Genomic DNA, 18,040 nt, shown 5'->3' with positions numbered 1-18,040 from the left:
GAAAACCTAGATACATCACAAAAAATCAACATACTAAGGAATTTTTACGACAAAAATTATAAAAAGTATAATCTATAAAAAAAAGTCGAACATCCTTGATAATAAAGATTTTCGACCCACCGCTCGCTATTTCCACTTAATAAAACTATAGTCATCTAAAAGCATTCGTACCAACAACTTAACAGTAAAATATCGACACTTGATAGGTTTTTAGCAGGCAACTTATATACCAAGGATACCCTACCCAAATAAGACTTTTTTATTACTATTTACAAAATATTTTTAAGAGCAAATTCTAGCAACTCATTCAGTGATGAAAAATTATTAACAACATCTCCACTTGGTTTATCTAACTCCATAAAAGTATTTTTCGTTTTGCTATAACAATACCAAGAAATACTAGAGTCTCCAAAAAATATATAATCATCTTCCCATTCATTCTCATTCCACACTTCATTCGCTGCAATAAATCCATTATTCTCATCATTGATATTAGCATTATAAATAACAAGCCCATCATAATCGATACCATTCCGTATTTCGAGAAACGCTACATAGTCATTGAACCAAATATCTTTAGATCGGTCATTAGCAATTCGCTTATTCAATTCCAAAATTTCTATTTTAGTTGCAGGTAGCTCTGGTTCTTCATCGAAAGATTTTTGCTCCTCTGCAATCTGCTTTAATAAATCTATAAGCATTCTTAATCCTCCTTATTTTTTCGGATAAATTGAACCATCCGGTATTGGCCATTCTAGTTTCATAGTCTCCCCCACATTTAAATCTTTCGTTAATGTCTTTTGAGTATTAGTGAGTACTTTATGGAACGGGTCATTTTTAATTAATACCAAGTTTTTAAAATCATTTGTTCCCCCATCATCTAATGGTAATTTATGGTGCACCTGATACCCGGTTGGAACTTTACCTGCCTCCATTTTTTTAATATCTTGTGTTGAAAGACCCACTTTTTCAAAAGTTGCAACTAGACCATTATCACCAGCCAAAGATTTCAAGAATTTTTTTCTAATTCCATTGTCAAATTCTTTTCGCAAATTATTAAATTCAACTCGATCTCGTTTTGTGTAATTGACTGGTTGCTCATATACATTCGGTAATCTCACTTCTTGTTTTTTCAACGTCCCTACATGTTCCTTGCCTTTGTTCACTTTATATATATTATTATTCTTTAAACCAGCCTCAATATTTTCTAAATCAGTTTTTTTATAAACTTTCCCACGACCTTTAATTGTGACCAATCCTGTTGCCATACCTGCAAGAATTGAGAAACTTTGCATACTTGTCAACTCGTTTCCAGTCATCACATCGTAGTGTTCCATAATACCTTTGATTCGCTCGGCATCAAAGTCGGCATTAGAGTCTTTCGGAACTACAATTGTACCATCATTAACCCCTTTATTGTAGGCAATCGTTGCCTCTGCTGCCTCCGCATCTGTTTTGCCATTCTTCGTTAAGACCCAATAGCTCCCTTGCAACGTTTTTTTTCATATTTATCAAAATCAAATGTTTTCGATTTCTTTGGTTGTAGTGCGCCTAACTTTATTTTACTCGCTTGGAACATATGAGTACTAGCATCAAAAGCCGTTCCACTTTCTATTTGTGCTAAGCTTTGTTTCACTTGGTGTAATTTAGAAAGTACATCATGGAGTACATTCCGATGCGTCATTTCAAATTGCTCATATTTTTCTAATATCTGTTCTTCTCGTCTATAATTACCAAGTGCTGTTTCCATCCCTAACCGCAACCCGATACTGTTCCCAATCGCTTCCATGCTATTTGCCGTAGAATTAACTTCTGATTTCAAATTCTCTATTTTATTCTCGTACTTTCGCATATCTGCTTGTAATTCATACATACGTGCCAAATCCAAGCGTGCATTCATGGATGGGTCTACTTGTGAATGAAAATCAGCCTCATATTTTTTTAAGCGTTCTTCCGCATCCACCAAGCCCGTTTTCGTTGCATCTATAAGTGGCAAGTAAACACTTCGATAATATTCTTTCGCTTTATCTCCTATGTTTCCTTGAATATCAGCATCAGATAAAAAGGTAGCAATCGCTTTTTTACGATGGTCTAACTCCATTTGAACCCGTTGAGACTCTCTAATAAATACCGCTATAAAATTATGTATTTCCGCAATATCAATTCTGGACATCTGTATTTTTCTCCTTAAGCTGGTCTAATTTCATCCTAATTTGACGCTTTTCCTCTATTAAATTATCTTCAAGCGCATTGACATTTTTTCTTGTTTCTCGCCACTCCAGTTCCATGTCATCTTCCAACCTGCTAATCGTATTATCTGCCAGATTTCCTTGCCATGCATCACTATAACTTGTAAGAATACGAGCCTTTTGTCGATTCAACTCCACGAGTTCTATCTGAATATCCTCTAATTTACGCCGTTTATTCGTAACAGTCATTAATTGTTGCTCTAATAATGCTTTCTCTTTTTCCATCATCTGTTCACTCCCGTCAAGTTTATTCCTTCCAAGAAAAATCGACTCCCGTTTGCAACAGTTTTGCGATATGTTTTTCAGATGCAACAAATGCCTTTTCTACGTTCTTTAAATTCTGAACATCTTTTGTAAAAGCAGTTGGAAACGCTTGTAAAAAATGTGCTAGTTCCATACAATCATATACCAACTCTTGCGCTGTACCAGTCGAGTAATCTACGTTTGGCTTTAATTTTAACGCTAAGGCATCCGCATTCTTTCCAATAGCAGTCGCATGTTCTGCTAATCGGCCACTTGGTAATTGTATTTTCTTTGACATTTCGCTTCACCTTACCTTAATTTAGTACTTCTGGAAAATATTATACCATATGCACATAAAAAATAAAGCTCCATTCCAAATTTCGGAAGAGAGCTTTTTCTAAAAGTGCCTCATATTATTTTCCATAACAGCCTCATTCATCTTAATCACTTGATTTCCTTCAATTAATACTTCCATTTATTATCCTCAAGAAAACTACTCAACTTAAGTCCTAACTCTGCTTCACCCATATACTCACTAAAAACCTTTTCTAAATTTTCATGTTCTAGTGCATCTTTACTACTTATTCGCCATAATGGAATCTCATGATGCTCTAATATTTGCTCCTTTATTTTATCTCTCCGTTGTTGCTCAGGTTCTTTGTGACTTTCTCCATCAAGTTCAATTACTAGTACTGGTTTTTCTGTAAGTTCGTTAACGATTGTGAAGTCAAGATGTGCTCTTTTATTCAAAGCAAATTTTTTTGTGTTCTGGATGTGCATTTAGATATGTTTTATCTCCTGCTACATCTGCAACCGCTAACTTCATATTTATTGAAAACCCAGGATAATTCCCCATAATTATTAGTATTCTATCATGGAGCGATTTTTCCCAGACACTGTCATACGTAGCTGTCTTCTTAAAATAAGGTATCTGCTTATATAAATAACTAAATATCGAATTCACATTTGACTCCAGTATATTTCCATACGTTTCAATATACTCGATGAGATCTTTCAACTCATGCTTTTGCTCTTTAAAAAATTTATCATGTGTAAATAAAACAAACTCATCTTCTGCTCTTGATACAGCCACATTAATAGTCTCGTTTCCTAATGTATTCGTATTTTTACAATGTTCTGTTTCATGAGTAAGGACGGTTGAGAGGATAACTCTTTTACTTTCTCTCCCTTGAAACTTATATATCGTCCCTGTCGTTGCTGCAAGTTCTGTAATACTTTCTTTTAAATTTTCTTCTTGTTTCGCATATGGTGTGATTATTGCAGTGTTGCTAAAATTATCTCCTATATATTTTTTAATTGCAACTTCCTCTATTCTATTAAAATAGCTCCCATCACCATTTTTTCTTAAACCATAATCAGAATTTTTTTTCTTGATTTAATGCCATGACTTTTATGCTCTCCGATAATGAATTCCTAGAATAGATTTCCAACTCATCATTATAAAATTTTTTTATTACAATAATTGATAATATTAAAATCACATCTATAGTGTTCTTTAAGCAATACCTCGGGTGGTTCACACACACTTAGAATAGATTCCAATAGATTCTTCTTTGAAAAAGAATACTTATAATCTATATTATATTTCTCTATTAGCTTTTCATCTTCTATCGCTAATTCTTTGTCAACTATATGAGAAAGCTGTTTTGTATCACCCACTATTATTATCTTCGCAGCATTGTTTAATGTTGGTATAGCTGTAATAATATTCGCTTGTGATGCTTCATCAATAATAACATAATCATATCTTGAGTACCCTACATTTGACACAACTGAGTCCAAGGTGGTAAGAACAACTGGATAAATGTTCAATATTTGTTGCTTTATACTAAAAAAATTATCGATTTTTTTCTTTTTTGTATAATATTATTGCACTCATTTTCGCATGATTGAAACTTATTTTTTATTTTATTATTAATTTGTTCAATTGACTCTTTTCTATATACCTCATAAAGCTTGCCTATTTTTTCTTGCTTTTCTGGAAGTTTACGAGTTTTATTTTCCAGATATTTAATCATCTTTATTGCATAAAGTTGTTCTAGCCTCCATTGATACATCGTATAGTTATCAGTATCAATTCTTTTTTCTGAAAATCGCACACGAAAATATGCCTTATTCAATAGCGTATCTGCTTTTGTTCTTTGATTACGTAAAAACTCTATTTCTCTTTTTAATTCTGATGGAAAAACAAGTAAATTATTTATTTCTATTTTTGTTTCATCTGCATTATATGTGCTTATCTTTTTATCAATATGCCTTTTTTTGTGTATATAATTCGCTTAATTGATTTTTATATTTAATAAGTTCTGCACACTCAAGTTCAAGTAGATTAATCTTATTAATTAGTTTTCTTAGATCTATTTTCCTCCAACTACTTTTTTGTTCTTCTCTCAATCGTTCCGAATCTTTTTTCAGTTTTTCTTGAATATTATCCACTAGCTTGTTTGTATAACATTTATTTCCTAGTCGGATTGAAAAATTAAACATTTTTTCTAACCTATCTAATTTTTCAGCGACATTATCAATAGCACTATTATTATTTGATACCACAAGCACCTTTTTATCTTCAATTATAGCATTACAAATTATGTTAAGAATTGTTTGCGTTTTACCTGTTCCAGGTGGCCCTTGAATAACCGAAATATCGTACTCTAAAGCATTGGAAACAGCCTTCTTTTGAGATTGATTTGAAATAAAAGGAAGCACCGGTGGTTTACTTTCTTGATTCAAAATTATTCTTTCTGCTTTATTCCCATTCATAAATTTTTTGAATATTGCTTTATTAAATTTACGGGCATCACTTGATAAAATTTTTTCTTTTGTTGACTGCATACTGAAATTCAGCCCATCAGCACCTTTAGGATTATTTTTAATATTTCCAGCTATTAAGTAGTCAATTATTTCATTATAGTAACTATATATATTATTGGACTTATAAGCTTTATTCTCATATTTAATTTCCTTCTTCACAGGAACAGTTTTAATAAATGCCTCACTACTTCTTAGACGTAAGCTCTCCATTCTATCTATAACGTATTCAAAGGATCTCTCATTGAATAATAATAATACCTTTCCTTTCGACTCATCAATATTTTGTATCCCGTTTGGTTTATGGGTCTTTCTATTTCCTTGCTTGTTTGTATAATCGAATTCAAATTTTTCTTTATCTCCTTGTCGCGCCCACAGAAAATCTATTTTTCTCATATTATATCCATCATCCCTTAATATAAAATCTCATTTCCCCATCCTTGTTACCTCATTATACCAATTTTAACATTCTTTCTCAATCGCTTAATAAATAATAAAAGCAGATATATCTACCTGCCCTACTTCACTATATCATATGTTACTAACTCCAATAGCTCACTTTTACTGATCATTTATATATTTTATTGTTTAAATTCGTTCATTATTAAGTCATATTGAATATAAAAAAGCCCTAAAACCTCATCGTTATTAAGGTTTTAGGGCTTTGTTTATTATTCCCACTCAACAGTCGCAGGTGGCTTGCTCGTAATATCATAAACAACGCGATTCACATGCGCTACTTCATTCACGATTCGCGTTGAAATCAGCTCCAACACTTCCCATGGAATGCGTGCCCAGTCTGCTGTCATGCCGTCAATCGAGGTCACCGCACGAATAACAACTGTATGATCATACGTACGGCCGTCGCCCATCACGCCTACGCTGCGGATGTTTGGTAGGGCTGTGAAGTACTGCCAGATTTCGCGGTCAAGTCCGGCGTTCTTAATTTCTTCGCGTAAAATATAGTCAGAATCGCGGACGATTTCCAGTTTCTCTTCGGTAATCTCACCTAATACGCGTATTCCTAGTCCTGGTCCTGGGAATGGTTGACGCCAAACAATTGCGTCGGGCATTCCTAACTCAAGTCCCAATGCGCGAACTTCGTCTTTAAATAGTGTATTTAATGGCTCAATCAATTGGAACTGCATGTCTTCTGGCAGTCCACCAACGTTATGATGAGACTTAATCGTCTGCGCCGTTGCTGTTCCACTTTCGATAATATCAGTGTATAGTGTTCCTTGTGCTAAGAATTCAACACCATCTAGTTTTGTAGCTTCATCATCAAATACGTAGATGAACTCATTACCGATTGTTTTGCGCTTTTGCTCAGGATCAGAAATACCAGCAAGTTTTGTCATGAAGCGGTCTTTGGCATCCACTTTAATAATATTCATATGGAAATCGCCGTATAGTGTATCCATCACTTGTTCTGCTTCACCTTTACGTAACAAACCGTGATCGACAAATATACATGTTAGCTGATCGCCAATGGCTTTGTGAATTAACACGCCGACTACAGAGGAATCTACGCCACCAGAAAGAGCTAAGAGTACTTTTTTATCGCCGACTTGTTCGCGGATTTTGGCCACTTCCACATCAATGAAGTTCTCCATCGTCCAGTCGCCTTTACAACCACAGACGTTTAGTGCGAAGTTTTTTAGCAACTCATTGCCGTGAACGGAATGTTGTACTTCTGGGTGGAATTGCACGCCGTACATTTTGCGGTCTTCGTTTGTGATTGCAGCGATTGGGCATGACGGACTCGTAGCAGTGACTTCAAAGCCTGCTGGTTCTGCAACAACAAGGTCGCCGTGGCTCATCCAAACGATTTGTTCAGTTGGTAGGGCTGCGAAAAGACGAGATGGTTTCTCAACATTAATTGTTGCTTTGCCGTACTCGCGGTCTTTTGCTGGCTCTACTTTTCCAGCGAAATGGTTGGTCATTAACTGCATGCCGTAACAAATGCCGAGGATTGGAATACCCATCTCAAATAGGTCTTCGTCGCAACGGAACGCGCCTTCATCGTAGACACTGTTCGGGCCGCCAGAGAAAATAATCCCAGTTGGATTGAGTGCTTTCATTTCTTCTACAGTGATTGTGTGTGGATGTAACTCGCTGTATACGCCAAATTCACGAATGCGACGTGTAATCAATTGGTTATACTGACTGCCAAAATCAAGAACGATAATTTTCTCTTGCTCTGTAAAATCTTTCATATTCCTTCACAAAACCCCTTTAAAATTTATTTATGTAAATTGCGCGTGGTTCAAGTGCTTCTCTTTATTGTAACGTCTGCTCTTCATTCTTGCAACCCGTAAAATTAGGGATTCATCAATGTCAGCGCTTGCTTTAAAATAACATCTCCGCGCATCCTTCCGAACGACAAGGAATCGATATTGGCGCACGGGATTTCGAGTTCATTCAGAACTGTTTCAGCGTTTTTGAACAGATATTTGACTTGTGGAGAAACGAGAACCGCATCGACTTTTGCATATCCTTGAAGGCGCGTGGTCGTCACCATGTCAATTGGGCCCATGATAACGACAAAATCCTTATTTTGATGCAACTCGAAACGGTTATATTTGAGATCTTCTGGAAATAAAAGTGCTGCGCTCATGCCTTGTTTCGTTGCTTCTTTCACGACATGTTGCGCCATCAAGCTTGACGTTGCACCGCCTGCACACACAATGAGTAATTTTTTCATCTGCAATCTTCCTCTCTATCTAAAAAACTGCCCTTAAATTCAAGAGCAGTTCCATAAAATTATAGTCCTTTTCCGCCAACAACATCCATGCTTACACTTTTTTCGATGGATTCGATAAGCGGTTTCGCGCGCTCGATTACGGCTTTTACTTCTTCGTTATCAAGCGATGCTTTGTGATGACCAGAATCTGTCCAAACTTCTGTCACGATAACTGTATCTGGATCGTCTTCGTTGACGCTAACAACGTACTGGATGCAAGCGTTGTATTTATCAAGCCCTGCCGCTGCCTCAAGTAAAATATTAACGAGCGCCCTCCTGTTTCCTGGGTGCGCTTTGAATTTAGTAATTAAACCAAATGCGATTTTCATTGTCATCTCCTCCTAAAACTAGTTTTTCCAAAAGTCGTCAAAGATTGTGATTGCCATGTGGCGCTTATGCTGTGTTTTTAAATACCAATTTTCGATTTGAATCGCGATGTCATTGGGGATTTTTTTGCCTTCCAAATAGTCATCGATGTTGTCATACGTCACACCGAGTGCCACTTCATCAGGCAGGGCTGGTTTATTTTCTTCTAAGTCGGCAGTCGGCTTTTTCAGATAGAGATGTTCTGGGCAACCGAGCGTTTTTTAAAAGTGCCTTGCCTTGGCGTTTATTCAAGCGAAACAATGGGTTAATATCCGTTCCGCCATCGCCGTATTTCGTGTAAAATCCAGTCACAGCTTCTGCGGAATGGTCGGTTCCGACAACGGCACCATGATTCATCGCGGCAATGCTGTACTGTACTTTCATCCGTTCACGTGCCTTTTCATTACCTTTTGCAAAATCCGAAAGTTCGATATCTGCTGCCAATAATGTCGCCGCGCTAGCATCAACTGCATCCTTAATGTTGATCGTCACAACGCGATCTGGCTCGATAAAATCTAGGGCATCCTGACAATCGGCCTCATCAAATTGCGTCCCATATGGCAAACGCACAGCAATAAATTGATATGACTCATCACCTGTTGCTTCGCGCAGTTCACTGATGGCCATTTGTGATAATTTGCCGGCAAGCGTTGAATCTTGACCGCCAGAAATACCAAGCACAAGCGCCTTGATAAATGGATATTTCGTCAAATACGCTTTTAAAAACTCCACACTTTGGCGAATTTCAGCGGTTTCATCGATTTTTGGTAACACGTGCATTTCTGCAATAATCTGTTTTTGCAAACTCATTCTCTTACCCCCTTCACTTACTTAAAACGGAATATCAAAATTAACCGGTGAGTGTTTTTGTACGGTTTTACGAACGTTTTCGATGTTTTGCATTTTGTTTTTCCAACATTTCACACTTAAATCTACAGGGTATTGTTCTGGTCGCACCGTCCGTTGATATTCATCCCATAGCAAGGCTAGGTTTTCTTCTTTATACTGGCGGGTTTGTTCTAAAGATGGTCTTTGGTATACTAGTTCCCCTTTTTCGTAGATTGGAACCAATAATTCTTTTGCGGTGAAATTTTTGACCTCTTTTGTGATATATGTGTGGACCGGGTGGAACATCGTTAGTGTGTCAACGCCTTCTAATGACTCGTTTTCCAAGCAAATATAGTCACCTTCTGCCTTTGGACCATCTTCATTTGTAATGATGCGGTACACTTTTTTTCTTGGCAGGTGTCGTCACTTTTTCGGTGTTGCTGGAAAGCTTGATGGAATCCTGTAAAACATCGTTTTCATCGGCAATCGCGACAAGTTTGTAAACGGCACCTAGCGCTGGTTGATCATAAGCCGTAATTAGCTTCGTACCAACGCCCCACGCATCGATTTTCGCTTTTTGTGCTTTGAGGTGGAGAATCGTCGTTTCGTCTAAATCACTCGATGCAAAAATTTTCGCATCAGGAAATCCTGCTTCATCAAGCATTTGACGCGCCTTTTTGGATAGGAAGGCCATATCGCCACTATCCAAACGAATGCCGATAAAATTAATCGCATCGCCCATTTCTTGTGCAACTTTAATCGCGTTTGGAATACCTGATTTCAGCGTATCATAGGTATCTACTAAGAAAATGGAATCTTTATGCGTTTCGGCATATCGTTTGAATGCATCATATTCATCGCGATAAGCCTGTACCATTGCGTGCGCCATCGTTCCTGAGATTGGAATTCCGAACGTTTTGCCAGCGCGAATGTTACTCGTTGAATCGCAACCACCGATATAAGCCGCACGTGCACCCCAAAGCGCCGCATCCATTTCCTGCGCACGTCTCGTTCCAAATTCTGCGAGTGATTCGCCTTCCACGACATTTTTAATACGTGCTGCTTTCGTTGCAATTAGCGTTTGGAAATTCACAATATTAAGCAAAGCCGTCTCAATTAGTTGCGCCTCTGCAAGGTTCGCCTCTACTTGGATGATTGGTTCCGTTTTAAATACAAATTCACCTTCGACAACCGAGCGAATCGTCCCAGTGAATCGGAAATTTTTCAGATAATCTAGAAAATCCTCTTCAAAAATCGTTTCTTCACGTAGGTAAGCAAGATCCGTATCAGTAAAACGCAAATTCTCCATGTAATCAATAATACGCTCAAGCCCAGCAAATACGCAGAACCCCGTATCAAATGGCATATCACGGAAAAAAACTTCAAAAACAGCGCGGCGTTCGTGCATGTTATCATCCCAATACGCCTTCATCATATTAATTTGATACAAATCAGTGTGCAATGTCTTACTATCATCTGGAAATAAAGTCATACTCCATACTCCTGTCTATGTTTTCTTATAAAACATCATAGCTTAAATTTCAAATAAAAGCTAACTAAAGGAGTCTCATTTCACTTTTTCTTCTTCATTTTCAGCCGAATGGAACGAATGCTCACTTCGTTCTCACTCATATTGGTAATCTAACGAACGGTAGTACTATTCCTAAGATTTCCAACAAAGAAACGCTAGTAGCAATATGTCAGCCACCAACGCTTACTCTTCTACAAATTAAAACGGTATCCCGCACCCCAAATTGTCTCAATCATTTCAGCATCTGCGCCGTGAGACTCCAATTTCTCCCGAATCTTCCTAATGTGCACAACAACCGTTGATACATCTCCGGCAGCTTGCATTCCCCATATTTGCTCAAAAAGTTGTTCTTTATTCCAAACCCGATTTGGTCGCTTGGCTAAGAAGATGAGCAAATCAAATTCCTTCGTCGTAAAAATAATTTCTTGATCTTCTAGAAATGCTTTTCGACCGTCTAAATCCAACGTCAAATTGCGCACTTCTAAAAGCTCGTTTTGTGTTCCCTTATTACTTTTTACCAATCGCTCGTAACGCGCCAAGTGAGCCTTCACACGCGCCACTAATTCACTCGGACTAAAAGGCTTTGTAATGTAATCGTCTGCGCCTAAACCAAGCCCACGAACCTTATCAATATCCTCTTTACGCGCAGAAACGAGCAAAATTGGTACTTCTTTCTCTGCTCGAATAGAACGACAAATATCAAATCCACTCATATCCGGCAACATAATATCAAGAATAATCAAATCGAAATCATCACCTAGCGCTCGCTCAAGCCCTTTCGCACCATTTCGCTCAATCACCACTTCCATATCATTGATTTCCAAATAATCGCGCTCTAATTCCGCAATTTCCAGCTCATCTTCTACTAACAAAATCCGCTTCATCATTCATCCACTACTTTCCTGTTACATCGTAATTTAATCGAAACACTCGTCCCGACTCCAAGCTCACTTACAGCCCAAATTTCGCCACCATGCTCTTCTACGATCTGTTTTGCAATCGACAAGCCTAGTCCACTACCACCTGTTGCCGAATTCCTTGATACTTCCTCCCTATAGAAACGATCAAAAATCGCTTTTTGCCCAGCATCAGAAATTCCCATACCATTGTCATGGATTGTGATTATTGCGTCCATCTCCCGTTTTTCAAGCTGAATCTCGATATTTGCCTGCTCCTTATCCATATATTTAATACTATTTTGAATTAAATTCTCTAAAACCCGCTTCAATTTATCCCGGTCTGCTTCGACCACCAATTTCTCCGCAGGAACAATTACCTCAAAATTCGCCTGTTCAAAACTCCATTCTGATTCTTCCGCTACTTGTGACAACAAAGCATTTAGATCCACATCTCTAAAATAAAATGGTTCTTTATGCAAATCAAGCTTAGAGAATAAGAATAACTCATCAATCAAAGCATCCATATCCTTCGCTTTCGCATGCGCAATTTCCAAATACTTCGCTTGTTTTTCTGGCGTGTTCGCAACACCGTCCTTTATCCCTTCAATATATCCAACAATCGATGTAATCGGCGTTTTTAAATCATGTGAAATATTCGATAGTAACTCTTTGCGATTGTTTTCATATTGTTCTTGGACTTCTAGCGATTTTTTTTAGCCTGATTCTCATTTGTTCAAATGTCGTAATAAGCGTCGAAATTTCATTTTTTCCCTTTGGCTCTTCCATTTCGAAATCTAGGTTACCAGCCTCAATCTTTTCTGCTCCTTCTTTCAGATGAACGATAGGTCGTATCACACTTCTGGCTACAAAGTAACTAAGCAATCCAATCACCAAAACACCAAATAATAAAACCGCTCCGATAATAAGCGCGCCCCATTTTTGTAGTATCTCTGTGTAGGAGTTCTCTGATTGGAGCACCATGAAACTGCCTTCTGAACCGTCTGAATAAAGATAATCAAACTTAATATAACGAAACAAATCGCCTTGATTATCAATCGTTCCACGCATATTTAAATTATTCATTTCATAGTTAGGCTGATGCACAAGCAATGATTTTTTAGATAAGTCTGCAGACGAATACACAATTGTATCGTTTTTTCGTACCACAATCTGCACATCACTTTTTTCTAGCGATTTGAAATTCTGATATTCCAACAACTGATCTGGCGTACTTTTTGCCAACATTTTTAGCTCTAAAAAAGCATTTTCTTCATCTGTTGACAGTGGCCGTTGAAGTGTTGCTGCTTTGTATAATTCCCCTGGCGAAGCGCCTGTCAGCGTGTATACTCCTAGAAAAAAAAGCCGAGATTAAAAAAAATTCCCGTTAAGATGATAACTGCAATATAAGATAGCATAAAGCGTAATTTAATGGACATGCTCATTTCCTCATTTCGTCTCACTCTACACCAAGCATATAGCGAAAAACAGTTTTTCACAAGATATTTTAGTGCAATTTAAGGAACTTTTAAGATTCGATACAAAAAGCCACGAAAAACAGTTTTTGAAAACACCATTCTTCGCGGCTTTTGAATTTATCTTAAGTCATCTTTAATTTTAGATGTTGAAATACCATTTGTTCTCGGTAAATAAACGACTTCACAATAATCTTTCAGAAAATCAAATTCACCCTTCCAATCGTCGCCCATCACAAAAATGTCAATATCATGATCCTTCACATCTTGAATCTTCTGTTCCCAATGACTCTCTGGAATCACTTCATCAACATAACGAATTGCTTCTAAAATTAGTTTGCGGTGCTCGAAACTATGGTAGGCTTCTTTATGCTTTATCCGATTGAATTCATCTGTCGAAATTGCCACAACTAAATAATCTCCTAGCGACTTTGCACGCTCAAGAAGCTTGATATGACCCCAATGTAGCAAATCAAATGTGCCGTATGTAATCACTTTTTTCATGAAAACACCTACTTTCCTAGTCACTAGTATAGCAAGAATAGGCGCATTTCGCTAGCTTATTCTCGCTCCATTTCCTCCTGTAAGAAGGTTACAAAACGTTTACTCGACACACCATCTGAATATTTATTCCATCGCGCGCTGAACGCTTGCACCACTCCTGCATCCATTGTTGGCTCTTCAATTGCAGCAATAACCTCAGCAGTTGTCCTACACAGTGTACCCGGAATTTCCTCCAAATACCCATCTGCCAAACCACGACTATTATCGTATGCATCCAGATCATACGCGAAGAAAATCATCGGTTTCTGAAAAAAAGCAAATTCAAACGGGATAGAGGAATAGTCAGTAATTAACACGTCCACCATCGGCAAAAGCGTCTCAAGCTCCGTTTCTTTCTCAACATACACACAAAAATCATCATTTTGCTTTGGTAAATCTGCTAACATTGAAGGATGCAATTTCAACAAAAGTTGGTACTTACCAGCAAACTTCGCCTTCATCGCAGCAACATCAAGATGCAGCTTCGTCTCTGCCAATTCTTCATCGCGATACGTCGGTGCATACAGAAGCACTTTTTTTATCCTTGACTCCGTATTTCGCAAGTCCAGCACTTCTATTCTGCTCCAAAGCCACTCCATCAAAATAATAATCCGTCCTCGGTACACCCAGTTTCATCAATCGCGAATCATCTACTAAAAACGAACGCTTGAAAAGTTCGCCCATCTCATCCGATCCAACAACAATCTTAGAAAAAGTCTTATACACCGCTTGAAAACGTTTTTTTATCCGAATCTGAGCGTTTTTGCGCAGCCTTATCTTCCCAGCCAAATTTCTTCAGCGCACCATTCGCATGCCAAATTTGTACACATTCCATCGAATCGCGCCACGTAACACCAGCCAATTCTGGAAAATAATTATCCGTCACCACTACTTTTGCCGTACTCAAATGAAACATCAATCGAATCAAATTCCCGTTTGTTTTTGGTAAAGAGCGCATAAAATTCCGTGCCATACCATCCACATTCAAACGTGGATCGTAAAAAACAATTGTTTCAGGAGTAAAATGCGATTTCTCCATCTCTCGCAAAATCGCTGCAGGATTCTCGGGAAAACTAATCAGCATCACCACTTTTTGCTGCACTGGAAAACGCCCAAATACAAAACCTAACACTTGAACTATCATCATGTATAGCTTTATCGCTACATTTTTCATCATTAACACCTACTTTTTAAAAACGATTCCCACAGTTTTTTCCGCTGCGTGCCCGTCCTCCCATTCACAAAATTGCTGGAAGAATTGACTATTACTCTTGGCTGGTTGCTCCAATATTATTGCTATTTCATTCATCAGTTGCTCGCTTGTCTCCACTAAAGGCCCCGGTGCATTTTTTTCAAAATCAAAATAAAAACCACGTAACGTATCACGATATTCCGCCAAATCATACGTAAAGAAAATCATCGGTCTATCCAAATTCGCATAATCAAAAAAGACTGACGAGTAATCCGTAATCAACATATCGCTCACTAAATACAAATCTCGAATATCATCATACGCCGAAGCATCGCGAATGAAATCACCATACTGCGCGAAATCGAACTGCTCCGCTACCAAATAGTGCATCCGAACGAGTAATACAACATCATCACCAAATCGTGCCTTCATTTCCGCGACATCAAACTTCAAATCAAATTTATACTCACCAGCTTTGTGAAAATCATTATCACGCCACGTTGGAGCATACAATATAACACGCTTTCCATCTGGAATCTTGAGCTTGCGGCGAATATCCGCAATCAATATATCTTTATCGGGACTAAAAAGTACATCGTTGCGCGGATATCCTGACTCAATCATCGCACCTTGAAACCCAAATGCACTCCGAAAAATTTTGCTTGAATACGCATTTGGCGAAATTAAATAATCCCATTTCGCCGCTTCCCGCACAAAATCATCTTTGTATTGAGCTGTCGTCTGACCCGGCATATGTACCTCATCAATGTCCACACCAAGCTTCTTGAGTGGTGTCCCATGCCACGTTTGCACGTATACCGTCTGCTTTGGCTTCGGCAACTCCAGTGGCAAACGACTATTCGAAATCCAATACTTTGCTCGTCCCATCGTAAACAGCCACTTCACCGAAAATCGTGCCACATAAGGAACACCATGCTCCTCAAAAAGCTCCGTATGGCGCGCATTCACACTCCATAATAACGTATAACTAGGCTCATGTTCTTGCATATATTCATAAATCGCGCGCGGATTACAACTATACTGTTTGCCTGAAAAACTTTCAAACATAACTAAATTCTGTTTTCGCGGTAAAAATCCTGCTAGTTTAAATAAAAAATAATACACAGATTGGATTAATTTTGCCATCTATTGACCCTCTTATCTCTATTGATTCAGCGCTCGTTTTAATTTTAGTCGCCGTTTTGCTTTCTGTCTAAGCTCTGCCATTAAACGAAAATGCTCCAACTCTACTTTTCGATCTGCCTGTTGATAAAACCATTTGCCTCTTAGTTCCCAAGGCTTTAAGCCGATTCTCGCCTTGCTAATCGTTCCTACCGGTCGTACCACAATATCCCAAATCAATTGGTTCTCAGAACGCTTCTCCAGAATTGCTTTTTTTTGTTGAAAATAGTGTTTTCGCAGCAAAGAAACTATTTTCCGGCAAATCCACGCGCGATTCTTCTATATCACAAATCAACTCTGCATGACCATTCCCGCGCCATTTTTTATGTAGCGCAACTATCGGAACGTCCGCAATCGATGATGTTTCAAAACGAACTGGCCAACCATTTTTGCGTAGTGACAACATCATTTCCTTCACTGGTTGCGCTGTATCTAGCTCCCAAACGTATTTTTCCTCAATCTCGCTGAAAATTTGCTGGAATGCTGTAACAAACTCCTCTTGTTCTTGCTCAGTCAGCACTTCACGGAAATACACATTCTCTTTATAAAAATATAATTTTGCATGGTAACTAATCAAATATTGCACGTACGGAATCACCGAACCAAACTTTGCCTTCGAAACGTCCAGATATGACTGGTAAACCGACTGCAAAAACGCTTCATAACGCGATTTACTCTGCCATGACTTATTTACCAGCGAGCTCTTATTTTTCATATCTCGGTAATAAAAATAACCCACATCAGCGACTACACCGTATGCCTCATCGTCCAATAGCAATTTCGTAATCAACAGCTGATCTTCACCGAAATGGAGTGACTCATCAAACGCCAGCTTCTTCAACCTTTCGAAACGCAAAAAAGTGCCACCGATGTAGAAATGGATTGCCCTATACTCTTCTTGGATATTCACAACACGACTCCCCTGTTCAAATCGTGTATTGAGTTTGTGCGCGCCGATTTTCTTACGTGTACCTAAGTCATCCACATAGTAAAACGGCGGAACCATCATATTAATTTCTGCATGTTTCTCTGCAAAATGCGCCATTTCGCGTATCATATGTAACGAATATACATCATCTGCATCTAAAAAGCCAACGAAATCAATATCATTTCTAACATGCATGAGACCAATATTACGAGCACGAGCTGGCCCACCGTTTTTGATATGGATTTGGTAGATATTTTGTGGATATTTTCTGACTAATGTGTCGGCAATATCCCCGCTTTTGTCTGTGCTACCATCATTGACTAAGAGGACTTGAACATTTTCAGTAAAACCATATGATTGCTTGATGATGCTTTCTACAGATATTTCTAACCGTTTTTCAGCGTTATAAAACGGTATTATAATTGCGAATTTCATTTATTCACCCCCTATTAGAATAGGGCTATATCCTCCTCATCAAGAGATATAGCCCTAGGACAGTTTTGAGAATCTAGAATCTTACGAAGCCGTATTATGCTGAGTTGTTGCGGCTCTTAAGAAGCGTACTGTGCTGAATTAGAGCCTCAATATGCATGAGAACGAAGTGAACATGTAATCCATTGTTGTGGCTCTTATGAGAATTCCTGTCGAGTTAGAGCCTCAATACGAGTGCGAACGCAGGGAGCATTCGTTCCTTGCTCTGCGTCACGTTCAGCCATCTTCGAATCCGACTTTGTTGTGGTTCTTGAAAAGCGTTATTTGCTTTTTTAGAACCTCAATATGCAGTTGAATGCAATGAAACTGCCTTCTACTCACCAGACCCTCGGAAATTTCTTGGCCTCCGTAAAAACCAAAAGATGGTTTTCACTGCGCCCCCTATGTTGTGGCTCTTATGAGGCATCTCTTGCCGAGTTAGAGCCTCAATACGAGTGCGAACGCAGGGAGCATTCGTTCCTTGCTCTACATCACGTTTAGCCATCTTCGAATCCGGCTTCACGGGCTAGCTCCTCGAAATTTTCGTGGCCTCCGCAAAAGTCA

The 18,040-nt window shown here is 38.4% G+C and carries 18 protein-coding genes and 4 pseudogenes; all 22 read right to left on the bottom strand.

Annotated features, from left to right (window positions below):
* Window positions 1-269 precede the first annotated feature (269 nt).
* The 22 genes and pseudogenes from PROCOU_RS05145 to PROCOU_RS05040 all read right to left on the bottom strand — a co-directional run bounded on the left by PROCOU_RS05145 (window position 270) and on the right by PROCOU_RS05040 (window position 17,440).
* Complete coding sequence (locus PROCOU_RS05145) at window positions 270-701, bottom strand: YrhA family protein (protein ID WP_051994204.1); 432 nt, start codon at window positions 699-701, stop codon at window positions 270-272.
* A gap of 12 nt (window positions 702-713) precedes the next feature.
* A complete protein-coding gene (locus tag PROCOU_RS05140; RefSeq protein WP_244266237.1) occupies window positions 714-1,493 on the bottom strand; it encodes an HNH endonuclease signature motif containing protein in 780 nt (259 codons plus the stop codon).
* Complete coding sequence (locus PROCOU_RS05135; protein ID WP_036070087.1) at window positions 1,469-2,173, bottom strand: T7SS effector LXG polymorphic toxin; 705 nt, start codon at window positions 2,171-2,173, stop codon at window positions 1,469-1,471. The genes PROCOU_RS05140 and PROCOU_RS05135 overlap by 25 nt, the downstream gene beginning before the upstream one ends.
* Window positions 2,160-2,477 carry a hypothetical protein gene (locus PROCOU_RS05130; protein WP_149023617.1) on the bottom strand — a complete coding sequence of 106 codons (318 nt, stop codon included), beginning with the start codon at window positions 2,475-2,477 and terminating at the stop codon, window positions 2,160-2,162. The genes PROCOU_RS05135 and PROCOU_RS05130 overlap by 14 nt, the downstream gene beginning before the upstream one ends.
* A gap of 19 nt (window positions 2,478-2,496) precedes the next feature.
* Window positions 2,497-2,790, bottom strand: coding sequence for a hypothetical protein (locus PROCOU_RS05125; protein WP_036070085.1), 294 nt, complete (start codon window positions 2,788-2,790; stop codon window positions 2,497-2,499).
* 164 nt (window positions 2,791-2,954) lie between these two features.
* Entirely contained in the window at window positions 2,955-3,272 is a 318-nt protein-coding gene (locus PROCOU_RS05120) for a DUF2726 domain-containing protein (RefSeq protein WP_036070083.1), read from the bottom strand.
* Complete coding sequence (locus PROCOU_RS18790; protein WP_279625168.1) at window positions 3,235-3,810, bottom strand: AAA domain-containing protein; 576 nt, start codon at window positions 3,808-3,810, stop codon at window positions 3,235-3,237. The genes PROCOU_RS05120 and PROCOU_RS18790 overlap by 38 nt, the downstream gene beginning before the upstream one ends.
* Window positions 3,811-3,950: 140 nt before the next feature.
* On the bottom strand, window positions 3,951-4,283 hold the full coding sequence (locus tag PROCOU_RS05110; RefSeq protein WP_244266236.1) for an AAA domain-containing protein: 333 nt from the start codon (window positions 4,281-4,283) through the stop codon (window positions 3,951-3,953).
* 53 nt (window positions 4,284-4,336) lie between these two features.
* Window positions 4,337-4,633: a hypothetical protein gene (locus PROCOU_RS05105; protein WP_036070078.1), complete on the bottom strand. Its 297-nt coding sequence runs from the start codon at window positions 4,631-4,633 to the stop codon at window positions 4,337-4,339.
* Between the two features lie 127 nt (window positions 4,634-4,760).
* Window positions 4,761-5,717, bottom strand: coding sequence for an AAA domain-containing protein (locus tag PROCOU_RS05100; RefSeq protein WP_036070077.1), 957 nt, complete (start codon window positions 5,715-5,717; stop codon window positions 4,761-4,763).
* Window positions 5,718-5,992: 275 nt separating this feature from the next.
* Complete coding sequence (gene guaA, locus PROCOU_RS05095; RefSeq protein WP_036070075.1) at window positions 5,993-7,537, bottom strand: glutamine-hydrolyzing GMP synthase; 1,545 nt, start codon at window positions 7,535-7,537, stop codon at window positions 5,993-5,995.
* A 104-nt stretch (window positions 7,538-7,641) separates the two neighbouring features.
* Window positions 7,642-8,025: a PTS sugar transporter subunit IIB gene (locus PROCOU_RS05090; protein WP_036070073.1), complete on the bottom strand. Its 384-nt coding sequence runs from the start codon at window positions 8,023-8,025 to the stop codon at window positions 7,642-7,644.
* Between the two features lie 59 nt (window positions 8,026-8,084).
* Window positions 8,085-8,393, bottom strand: a complete 309-nt coding sequence (locus PROCOU_RS05085) for a putative quinol monooxygenase (RefSeq protein WP_036070072.1) — start codon at window positions 8,391-8,393, stop codon at window positions 8,085-8,087.
* 18 nt (window positions 8,394-8,411) lie between these two features.
* Window positions 8,412-9,240, bottom strand: a pseudogene (gene nadE, locus PROCOU_RS05080) (ammonia-dependent NAD(+) synthetase).
* 21 nt (window positions 9,241-9,261) lie between these two features.
* Window positions 9,262-10,750: pseudogene (locus tag PROCOU_RS05075) on the bottom strand (nicotinate phosphoribosyltransferase).
* 230 nt (window positions 10,751-10,980) lie between these two features.
* Window positions 10,981-11,673 (bottom strand): response regulator transcription factor, encoded by a 693-nt coding sequence (locus PROCOU_RS05070; protein ID WP_185343536.1) that lies wholly within the window; start codon window positions 11,671-11,673, stop codon window positions 10,981-10,983.
* A pseudogene (locus PROCOU_RS05065) lies at window positions 11,673-13,124 on the bottom strand (sensor histidine kinase). The gene PROCOU_RS05070 and the pseudogene PROCOU_RS05065 overlap by 1 nt, the downstream one beginning before the upstream one ends.
* 156 nt (window positions 13,125-13,280) lie before the next feature.
* The gene (gene tagD / locus PROCOU_RS05060) at window positions 13,281-13,664 is read right to left on the bottom strand and encodes a glycerol-3-phosphate cytidylyltransferase (protein WP_036070070.1); all 384 of its coding nucleotides are present in this window, start codon (window positions 13,662-13,664) and stop codon (window positions 13,281-13,283) included.
* 56 nt (window positions 13,665-13,720) lie between these two features.
* Window positions 13,721-14,877 (bottom strand): annotated as a pseudogene (locus PROCOU_RS05055) (CDP-glycerol glycerophosphotransferase family protein).
* Between the two features lie 9 nt (window positions 14,878-14,886).
* Entirely contained in the window at window positions 14,887-16,041 is a 1,155-nt protein-coding gene (locus PROCOU_RS05050; RefSeq protein WP_036070068.1) for a CDP-glycerol glycerophosphotransferase family protein, read from the bottom strand.
* 18 nt (window positions 16,042-16,059) lie between these two features.
* Entirely contained in the window at window positions 16,060-16,257 is a 198-nt protein-coding gene (locus tag PROCOU_RS18280; protein ID WP_036070066.1) for a hypothetical protein, read from the bottom strand.
* 7 nt (window positions 16,258-16,264) lie between these two features.
* Window positions 16,265-17,440 carry a glycosyltransferase family 2 protein gene (locus PROCOU_RS05040; protein WP_244266235.1) on the bottom strand — a complete coding sequence of 392 codons (1,176 nt, stop codon included), beginning with the start codon at window positions 17,438-17,440 and terminating at the stop codon, window positions 16,265-16,267.
* Window positions 17,441-18,040: the final 600 nt, after the last annotated feature.

Source organism: Listeria rocourtiae FSL F6-920 (genome assembly GCF_000525975.1).
Taxonomy (GTDB): Bacteria; Bacillota; Bacilli; order Lactobacillales; family Listeriaceae; genus Listeria_A; species Listeria_A rocourtiae.
This window is presented reverse-complemented; position numbering and strand designations above follow the sequence as displayed.

What these genes read in the sequence shown, in the direction of transcription:
- PROCOU_RS05120 (WP_036070083.1), bottom strand. Translation starts at nt 3,272, where the DNA reads ATGCACATCCAGAACACAAAAAAATTTGCTTTGAATAAAAGAGCACAT.
- PROCOU_RS05090 (WP_036070073.1), bottom strand. Translation starts at nt 8,025, where the DNA reads ATGAAAAAATTACTCATTGTGTGTGCAGGCGGTGCAACGTCAAGCTTG.
- PROCOU_RS05100 (WP_036070077.1), bottom strand. Translation starts at nt 5,717, where the DNA reads ATGAGAAAAATAGATTTTCTGTGGGCGCGACAAGGAGATAAAGAAAAA.
- PROCOU_RS05085 (WP_036070072.1), bottom strand. Translation starts at nt 8,393, where the DNA reads ATGAAAATCGCATTTGGTTTAATTACTAAATTCAAAGCGCACCCAGGA.
- tagD (WP_036070070.1), bottom strand. Translation starts at nt 13,664, where the DNA reads ATGAAAAAAGTGATTACATACGGCACATTTGATTTGCTACATTGGGGT.
- PROCOU_RS05070 (WP_185343536.1), bottom strand. Translation starts at nt 11,673, where the DNA reads ATGAAGCGGATTTTGTTAGTAGAAGATGAGCTGGAAATTGCGGAATTA.
- PROCOU_RS05125 (WP_036070085.1), bottom strand. Translation starts at nt 2,790, where the DNA reads ATGTCAAAGAAAATACAATTACCAAGTGGCCGATTAGCAGAACATGCG.
- PROCOU_RS05145 (WP_051994204.1), bottom strand. Translation starts at nt 701, where the DNA reads ATGCTTATAGATTTATTAAAGCAGATTGCAGAGGAGCAAAAATCTTTC.
- PROCOU_RS05050 (WP_036070068.1), bottom strand. Translation starts at nt 16,041, where the DNA reads ATGGCAAAATTAATCCAATCTGTGTATTATTTTTTATTTAAACTAGCA.
- guaA (WP_036070075.1), bottom strand. Translation starts at nt 7,537, where the DNA reads ATGAAAGATTTTACAGAGCAAGAGAAAATTATCGTTCTTGATTTTGGC.
- PROCOU_RS05040 (WP_244266235.1), bottom strand. Translation starts at nt 17,440, where the DNA reads ATGAAATTCGCAATTATAATACCGTTTTATAACGCTGAAAAACGGTTA.
- PROCOU_RS05130 (WP_149023617.1), bottom strand. Translation starts at nt 2,477, where the DNA reads ATGATGGAAAAAGAGAAAGCATTATTAGAGCAACAATTAATGACTGTT.
- PROCOU_RS05135 (WP_036070087.1), bottom strand. Translation starts at nt 2,173, where the DNA reads ATGTCCAGAATTGATATTGCGGAAATACATAATTTTATAGCGGTATTT.